This window comes from Methanomicrobiales archaeon (genome assembly GCA_030019205.1).
Classification (GTDB): Archaea; Halobacteriota; Methanomicrobia; order Methanomicrobiales; family JACTUA01; genus JASEFH01.
Map to the genome: position 1 here is coordinate 21,050 of JASEFH010000028.1, position 7,783 is coordinate 28,832.

The 7,783-nt window shown below is 59.1% G+C and carries 5 protein-coding genes, 1 tRNA gene and 1 pseudogene; 4 read left to right on the plus strand and 3 right to left on the minus strand.

What is annotated here, in order from left to right:
- Positions 1-13: 13 nt before the first annotated feature.
- Both QMC96_12040 and QMC96_12045 read right to left on the minus strand, forming a co-directional pair.
- A pseudogene (locus QMC96_12040) lies at positions 14-868 on the minus strand (IS5 family transposase).
- A 99-nt stretch (positions 869-967) separates the two neighbouring features.
- Positions 968-1,123, minus strand: coding sequence for a hypothetical protein (locus QMC96_12045; protein ID MDI6877488.1), 156 nt, complete (start codon positions 1,121-1,123; stop codon positions 968-970).
- An 832-nt stretch (positions 1,124-1,955) separates the two neighbouring features.
- Between QMC96_12045 and QMC96_12050 the strand changes: the two genes are divergently transcribed.
- Positions 1,956-2,453 (plus strand): hypothetical protein, encoded by a 498-nt coding sequence (locus tag QMC96_12050; protein ID MDI6877489.1) that lies wholly within the window; start codon positions 1,956-1,958, stop codon positions 2,451-2,453.
- A gap of 547 nt (positions 2,454-3,000) precedes the next feature.
- Positions 3,001-3,705 carry a glycerophosphodiester phosphodiesterase gene (locus QMC96_12055; protein ID MDI6877490.1) on the plus strand — a complete coding sequence of 235 codons (705 nt, stop codon included), beginning with the start codon at positions 3,001-3,003 and terminating at the stop codon, positions 3,703-3,705.
- Here QMC96_12055 and QMC96_12060 read toward each other — a convergent pair whose 3' ends face one another.
- The gene (locus QMC96_12060; protein ID MDI6877491.1) at positions 3,706-5,406 is read right to left on the minus strand and encodes an AMP-binding protein; all 1,701 of its coding nucleotides are present in this window, start codon (positions 5,404-5,406) and stop codon (positions 3,706-3,708) included.
- Between the two features lie 112 nt (positions 5,407-5,518).
- On the opposite strand from QMC96_12060, the gene QMC96_12065 reads away from it, so the two are divergent.
- Positions 5,519-5,721, plus strand: a tRNA-Trp gene (locus QMC96_12065).
- A gap of 222 nt (positions 5,722-5,943) precedes the next feature.
- Positions 5,944-7,125: a bifunctional 5,6,7,8-tetrahydromethanopterin hydro-lyase/3-hexulose-6-phosphate synthase gene (locus QMC96_12070; protein MDI6877492.1), complete on the plus strand. Its 1,182-nt coding sequence runs from the start codon at positions 5,944-5,946 to the stop codon at positions 7,123-7,125.
- Positions 7,126-7,783: the final 658 nt, after the last annotated feature.

Here is a 7,783-nt window from a genome sequence, read left to right on the forward strand (position 1 = left end):
TTGAGTAGGGTGCGATGGTTCTCTTCAGGTTGTAGAGGATGATTTTAAGTTTGATTTCCTTGGCCTGGAGGCGATAGGTTCGGGCTTTCAGGCTCTCTCCCAGGGTTCTTTTCAGGACCGAGAATGCCGTTTCCACGAGGTTTCTCCGATGGTACCGGCGTGCATCGAAGGTTCGAGCCATCTCTCTCCGATACCTTCCGTGAATTCGTTTCCGGTTTCGCGTTCGGACCGGGATGAGGGATTCCGCCTGCATCTCCTCCCGGATCCGACGTTGGATGGACTCGGCATCGTATCCCTTGTCGAGAACATAGCAGGCAGCCTTCCGAGTCCGATGGGACTGCGCGAGCAGGCTGCGGGCCATTCGCACTTCAGAAATCGGATGCTGGGTCATCGCAATGGCCAGGATCACCTGCGTAGTGGTATCGACGGCCAGGGAGACTTTCAGGAACCGTTTGCGGGTCTTCCCGGTCCGGAGGGAGGAGTAGCAGCTGGCGTAGGCACTGGTGAACCCGGAGGCATCGATGGCGGTGACGGAAATGACTGCTCCTCGTTGATACAGGGAGGCGACCACCCGTTTCTGGATAAGCGTCAACCAGAGCGAGGAAAGTCGCTGCAGGAACTTGTGGAGGGTGGTGAAGTGGGGGATGTTCTCCCCGTGGAGCAGCTGCCGCATCGGATCCATCACTTCGACCAGATCCGTGAATCCCCGATAATCCTGTCCTAACCGTTCTTTCAGGAGCAGGAGCACCAGCTGATGGTGCTGGGTGTAGGTCTTCTTCGAGTATTTGCAGGAATAGAGCGGGAGATGGGATACTCGGACAGCAGAAACTGCTGCCTCGGTAAGTCTGATATGCTGGGACGATGACACTAAGACGGGCTCCGTTGTTGTCTTTGGTCAGATCAACAAGGAGCCCCATTTCTCATAGATATTTCCCTGCCCGCGAAAAATTGAGCCCGAAGAGGATCTCTACAGAGTCAGAAATACTGGTGCCAAGTCAAGGATATCAAGGTCGAGATCCTCATCTACAACCGGGATAGATGGATCAAGAAGATACTTATTATTGTTATCATTGAGGGTTTCAACAAGGCCTAATTCCATATTTATTTTACTGTCTTGGACCAATCAACAATTGCGAATATTGTGATTCTCAATAAGCATATCATATCGTTCTTTCTTTCAGATTTATTTCGAGGATATCCCCGAATAATTGGATCAGTGAGGTCCCGAGCCCGGGTCATGGCATTCCAGGAGATCGACGACGGGCTCTGGGGAATTATCCGGAAGCATCTTCGCGGAAACCGCACATCGGCCGGCCCCGGCGGGACTCCGCCGACCCGTAGGGGAACGTCTACTCCTGACCGCCGGGGGTGCCTGGAACGATGTACCGGGGGAATACAGGACAGATGCAAAATCATCGATCATCACCGCCGACGCAGCCTGCGACTCACATGAGATCCGATCCAGTACCCGAAGACGGAGAATCCGGAGCAATATCCCAATCCGAGAAATCGGAAATCTCCCCGGCGAGGGGGATCGGCTCTGTTTCATCGTGACTCCTTCAGGAAACGGAGTGCCATCGAACGGTTCTTCAGCGGGATAGAGGCCTTCAAGAAGGAGGTTCCCCCGCTACGAACGCTATGACCATACATTCCCGGAACTCATGCACCTGGCCTGTACCTGCATGATCGGGAGAGTTTCGGGATGGCCTCAGTATATGCTGCTGGACAGGGAGCATACTCCTGTCCGTGACGGACGACGGGGTGACACGGGTGAGAAGACCGAAGATCTATGGACTGCTGGTCCTTATCGCTCTTCTCTTCGCGACAAACCCGGTTCAGGCTGTAAGCCCATTCCAGGTGAACGGACCGCACTACAACCTGAACATCATCGGAGCATGTAAATACGATGAAACCTTGGGAAAGGAAGTCGGCGACAGCATGGGCACACGCTCTTCGTGGAGCTGGATGGAAAGTCAAAGATCATAATGACCCGGGCCAAAGATGGGGTGTTCCAGGTTACCGATCGGAACGGGTGCGATGGCAACGGAGCCAGGTTCAACATTGCGCCCGGATATTACAATGTCTATGCCCGGGCGCCGGGGAAGCCCAATAAACACGTAGACATCCATGCAAACGGAATGTTTAACGATTCAGCGACAGGAGAGACGATCATTCCTCTTGGATTTGTCGCACTCCCTCGAGAAAAGGGTCAACCCAAGAGCGTGAATATCAACGAGCTCTTCTACGTTGATGTTTCGCTCTGCACCGCGTATGACGAGCTGCTTGGCACTTGCACAGAAACCACAACCTATACCGGCACCCGGGTATTCGGCATCGAGGAGCTCCTTGCCTGCTGGTGGGACTACAATAACTACGGTCTGAAGAATTTACAGGTCCGGTTCTATGGATGCACGCTCGATCCGAATGGCGAGGCAAACGATTACTGCAGATGAGCCGACGGAAGTCCGATAGCGCCAGATTCGGATGTCGGGACATCTTTTTAATCCTACCTTTTATTACGATAGGAAATTCATTGAATTAATTGTAGCATCCCCCTGTTTCTCAATCTTCGATCCCTGCTGCATAGAATAACGGGCCGGAGAAGTCAGGAATCTGATCCAAGCATCCCTCCCCGCGGTTCCTGCAGGACAGCCCCCCCTCCCCTTTTGGGTGTAGGGAAGAGTGCAGTAGACCCTACGATAGGGGTACGAAGATACGGAGAAAGGTATCGCATCCATGTTTTCAGGATTATCGGCATGGGAGTGGGTCCAGGAACGGGCATCACCTACCGCCGGAGATGCTTTGAAGGGACTCTATCGAGACAATGCAAATAACCGTATATTTGTTTTACGAGAAAGGATTCAACATCCCCTGTCCTCCAGAAGGACTCCGACAGAATCCTTAAGGCAATCATCGATAGGTAGAGTAGATAGGTTTTACCGCGAGATCGTGCATTGCGAACACCCAAGCATTAATACCATTCCGGGCACAGTCCCCTGCATGCTGATCGTCGGCCACCGCGGTGCTGCTGCTCTCGGTCCGGAGAATACCCTCCGTGCGCTGACGGAAGGGATGAAGTGTGCGGATTATGTCGAGATCGATCTCCGCCTCTCGCGGGACGGCATCCCCGTCGTCATCCATGACGCCACTCTGGAGCGGACCACGAACGGGCGGGGGGGCGTGCAGGACCGGACCGCCGCTGAACTGCAGGAGCTCGACGCGGGCGGCGGCGAACGGATCCCGACCCTTGCGGAGGCGATCGAGCTTGTGCGGGGGAGGTGCGGACTGGTGGTCGAACTCAAAGAGACCCGCGGCATCGAGATGATCTGCACCGTGCTCCGCGAGAGCGGAATGGAGAGGATCGGCATCGTCTCGTTTCACACCGAATCCCTGCGGAAGGCCCGGACGCTGTTGCCCGTCCCGACCGGGCTGATATTCTCGCGCGAGAGCGGGACAGCGCTGCAGGCAGCCGAGGAGGATGCGATCGACTGGATCCTGCCGAAGTATCCTCTTCTCACGCGGACGCTCGTCGAGATGGCGCACGAAAGGGGCAGGAAGGTGATAGCATGGACGCTGAATGCGGCTCCCGCAATTCGGAGAGCCCGGGATCTGGGCGTGGACGGCATCGCCAGCGACGATCCCTGCACGGCCCGGAGATACGTTCGGGATGCCCTCCCCGGTGGATCCGGCGGGAACCGTGCCTGATCATGCCGTCTCTATCCGGGACGCCTCTTCCAGCCCGAGCTCCCGGATGGAGGTCTCGCGCATCCTGTACTTCTGGATCTTGCCCGTCACGCTCATGGGGAACTCGGTGACGAAGCGGATGTATCTCGGGATCTTGAAGTGAGCGATGCGATTCCTGCAGAACTCCTTCACCGCTTCCTCTGTCAGGCACTCTCCGTCCTCCAGCTGGATCCAGGCCATCAGCTCCTCGCCGTACTTCTCGTCGGGGACGCCGATCACGTAGACGTCCTTGATCGCGGGGTGGAGATGGAGGAACTCCTCGATCTCCCTCGGGTAGATATTCTCCCCGCCGCGGATCACCATATCCTTCAACCGCCCCACGATCTTCACGTAGCCGTCCGCGTCCATCGTCCCCAGATCGCCGGTATGGTTCCAGCGGTTGCCGTCGATGGTGGCATGCGTCGCGCTCGGGTTGTTGTAGTAGCACTTCATCACGCAGTAGCCCCGGGCGCAGATCTCCCCCACCTCGCCGCGGGGCAGGATCTTCCCGCTCTTCGGATCGATGATCTTGACCTCGGTATGCGGGAACGCCTTACCCACCGTCGAGACCCTCCGCTCCAGCGGGTCCCGCGTGGTGGTCATGGTGATCCCCGGCGAGCACTCTGTCTGGCCGTAGACGATCACGATCTCCGACATGTGCATCTTCGTCGCGACCTCCTTCATCACCTCGATCGGGCAGGGGGAACCGGCCATGATACCGGTGCGGAGGGTCTCGTAGTCGTACCGCTCGAAATGCGGGTGGGAGAGCTCGGCGATGAACATGGTGGGCACGCCGTGCAGGGCGGTGCACCGCTCGGCATGGACCGTCCTCAGGACATCCTCCGCGTTGAAGACCGGTCCCGGCAGAACCATCGTCGATCCATGCGTCATGCAGGCGAGGTTGGAGAGCACCATCCCGAAGCAGTGGTAGAACGGCACCGGGATGCAGAGGCGATCCCTCTCGGAGAAGTTCATCCCCTCGCCGATGATGTAGCCGTTGTTCAGGATGTTGTGGTGCGTCAGAACAACGCCCTTCGGGAAACCGGTCGTTCCGCTGGTGTACTGGATGTTGACCGGGTCGTCGAAGGAGAGGGACTCCTCCCGCTCGCGGAGTTCGTCCCGGCTGATCTCCCGCCCCTTCTCCAGCACCTCGCTCCAGGCGAACATGCCGTTGTACGGGATGTCGCCCAGGAATATGGCGTTGCGGAGGAAAGGCAGCCTGTCGCTGTTGATCCGCCCCGGACGGGCCTCGAACGCCTCCGGACAGCACTCGTAGAACATGCCCACGTAGTCGGACGTCTTGAACCTTCCCTGGACGATGAGGGTCTGCACCTCCGACTGTTTCAGGGCGTACTCGAGCTCGTAGGTGCGGTAGGCCGGATTGATGTTCACCATGATCGCCCCGATCTTTGCCGTGGCGAACTGAGTGAGCACCCACTCCGCGCAGTTCATCGCCCAGATGCCGACCCGATCCCCTTTCTCCACGCCCAGGGCCATCAGTGCACGCGCGAGCTCGTCCGTCCGCCTCCGCAACTCCGAGTATGTCCAGCGGATATTCTGGTGCATCGAGACCACGGCATCCGTCTCCGGGAACCGCGAACTGATGGAGTTCAGCATATCGCCGATGGTGATCCCGAGAAGAGGAAGTGCGCCCGTCCCAGTTGCGTAACTCCCCTCAAACATCCCTCTTTTATTCGCTCGGAGGCGATATAAGGGTTGACGTTCCGACCGAACGCAACGATTAAGTTCCTGGAACACGTAATTTATAGGGTCCCCTCGTATTCGGGGCGTGAACGGGGCTGTGGCCAAGCCAGGAATGGCGACGGGCTCCAGCGGTATTTGCGGGTGATGAACAATGGGTCTCCGGAAGGATCGCCTCCGGCCAGAGGCGTCCGGCGGGCGGCGAAGTCGCCGCCCGCTCCACGATGACGATCCGTTGGAGCACTGACGCATGTCGGAGAGACCCGTCGATCGTGAGTTCAAATCTCACCAGCCCCACATCGGATTATAATCTGCTCTTGACCGTCCGATTTCGCAGCCATTCTCCATCGGTGCACACTCCGCCCCCCCGCCGATTCCGTTCGTTTGCGGCAGCGCTGAAGGGAAGATCACGGACGCCGCTGCCCGGGAGGCGCGTTCCTGCAGCCGTACTGGATCAATCTGCTGGCATTTTTATATGTGGTTCCCCCATATGTGTTCGGACAATGAAGAGGACGGCATATGTATCTTATCGGTGAAGCACTGGTTGGGGAAGGCGCCGAGCTGGCGCATATCGATCTGATCATGGGGGATAAGAACGGCCCGGTGGGTATGGCATTCTCGAGCGCGCTCGCTCACCCCTCCATGGGCCACACCCCGCTGCTCGCCGTGGTCCGCCCCAACCTGATGACGAAGCCGGCCACGATCGTCATACCGAAGGTCTCCATCAAGGGGATCGCCCAGGTGAACATGATGTTCGGGCCCGCGCAGGCCGCCGTCTCCAAGGCGGTGGCGGACCTGGTGGAGGAGGGGGAGTTCGACGGTATCGATCTGGAAGAGACGGTGATCCTGGCGAGCGTCTTCATCCATCCCGATGCGAAGGACTACAACCGGATCTACCGCTACAACTACGGGGCGACGAAGCTGGCCATCCGGCGGGCCCTGGAGCGGTTCCCGGACAGAAAGACGCTGCTCTACGAGAAGGACCGGGCTGCCCACGCCATCATGGGGTTCAAGGTGCAGCGGCTCTGGGACCCCCCCTACCTGCAGGTGGCCCTGGACCTCGTGGACATGAACCGGGTGGCGACCGTGCTCCGCGACCTCCCGCAGAGCGATCACATGATTATCGAGGCGGGAACGCCGCTCATCAAGCAGTTCGGCCTCTCGGTCGTCTCGGAGCTGCGCAAGCTCCGCCCCAACGCCTTCATCATCGCGGACATGAAGATTCTGGACACGGGAAACCTCGAGGCGAGAATGGCGGCGGATGCGGCGGCGGATGCGGTCGTGGTCTCCGGGCTCGCACCCATCAAGACGCTCGAGAAGGCGATCTCGGAGGCGAGAAAGACCGGCATCTACTCCATCGTGGACATGCTGAACGTGGAGGACCCCGCCGGGGTGATCCGCGAGCTCTCCATCAAGCCGGATGTGGTGGAGATGCACCGCGGCATCGACATCGAGACGACGGCCCACGCCTGGGGCGACATTCCGGCCGTTCGGAAGGCTGGCGGGGAGCGGATGCTCATCGCCACCGCCGGAGGCATCCGCGTGCCGGCGGTGAAGACCGCGCTCGAGGCCGGTGCCGACATCATCGTGGTGGGGCGGGCGATCACGGCCGCCCGGGATGTGCGGCATGCAGCAGAAGAGTTCCTGCAGCAGCTCGGAAAAGAGGCCATCGACCAGTTCCGCGTGATGACCGATTTTTAGTCGGTCAGGCTACTCTTTTTACGGAAATCGACGAAATTCCCTTGCGCTTTTCCTGGCTCTGCCAGGCCCTCCGGGTTCGCATCCCTCGTATTCCTGCAGTAGACGATTTTTTTTATCTCGATCCCAATCAGCCCTCAAGGGGGGAGGAGAGGGTGGAGAGCCGTCGGGAATCGCAGATCCGGGGGAGGGGGTGCGCCCTCTCCCCCCTCTGGACGCACTCCCCTATGGCAGCGACAGGGCCTGTATTTGGGGATGGGAAGATCGGAGGGGCGGAGAATCCACAGGATCGGGTGGCACGGTGGAGAGGGAACTCCCATCTGCCCTCCTGGCAGGCCTGTTCGGCCTCCCCGCCAGATGCTCCTGCGGTATCTGCTCCCGTGGCAGGGCTGCTGGGAAAGGGCGTCCTGTTCGGAAGAGGGCTGCATGCGGTACGGGCCCCTCCCGGGACATCTCTATAGATTTACCGGTATATTCGGTTATGTCCCGTGTCTACGAGCTGCCGCCCGATTGCAGAGAGCCCATGCACAGGTTCATGGCAGTCGGCCCGTTGAATACCTGTCATGCAGCACGAGCCGGAGACCGCCGCCCGCCAGCGGGAGCTCCTGCGGGTGAACGGCCAGGTGGAGTTGAAAGCGTTCGGCTCCGCGAAAGTCTACTA

What these genes read in the sequence shown, in the direction of transcription:
- QMC96_12055 (MDI6877490.1), top strand. Translation starts at nt 3,001, where the DNA reads ATGCTGATCGTCGGCCACCGCGGTGCTGCTGCTCTCGGTCCGGAGAAT.
- QMC96_12060 (MDI6877491.1), bottom strand. Translation starts at nt 5,406, where the DNA reads ATGTTTGAGGGGAGTTACGCAACTGGGACGGGCGCACTTCCTCTTCTC.
- QMC96_12070 (MDI6877492.1), top strand. Translation starts at nt 5,944, where the DNA reads ATGTATCTTATCGGTGAAGCACTGGTTGGGGAAGGCGCCGAGCTGGCG.